Genomic DNA, 314 nt, shown 5'->3' with positions numbered 1-314 from the left:
GCTCGCCCGGCTCGTATCCGCACGCTCGGCGCGTTCGCGGCGCTGCCGGTACGCGACGTGACCGCTCGTTTCGGCGTCGACGAGATACGGGCGCACCGGCTGGCCCGCGGCCTGTACCCCCGGCCGCCGGCCCCGCGGCCGCCGCTCGCCGACCTGAGCGTGTCGACGGAGTTCGACCCGCCCGCCATGGCCGCCGAGCAGGTCATCTTCGCCGCCAAGTCCCTCGCCGAACGGCTGCACGAGGCGCTCGTCGCCGAGGCGCTGACCTGCGTCCGCATCGGGGTCGAGGTGACCGGCGCCGACGGCCGTACGCT

1 pseudogene is annotated in these 314 nt (G+C 75.8%); it reads left to right on the top strand.

Going from position 1 to position 314, the window contains the following annotated elements:
• Positions 1-314, top strand: a pseudogene (locus ACFFNX_RS52295) (DNA polymerase Y family protein); the annotation flags it as partial.

Source organism: Actinoallomurus acaciae, assembly GCF_042429965.1.
In the GTDB taxonomy this organism is placed as follows: Bacteria; Actinomycetota; Actinomycetes; order Streptosporangiales; family Streptosporangiaceae; genus Actinoallomurus; species Actinoallomurus acaciae.
The sequence above is the reverse complement of the archived record's forward strand: the minus strand, read 5'-3'. Positions and strand labels throughout refer to the sequence as shown.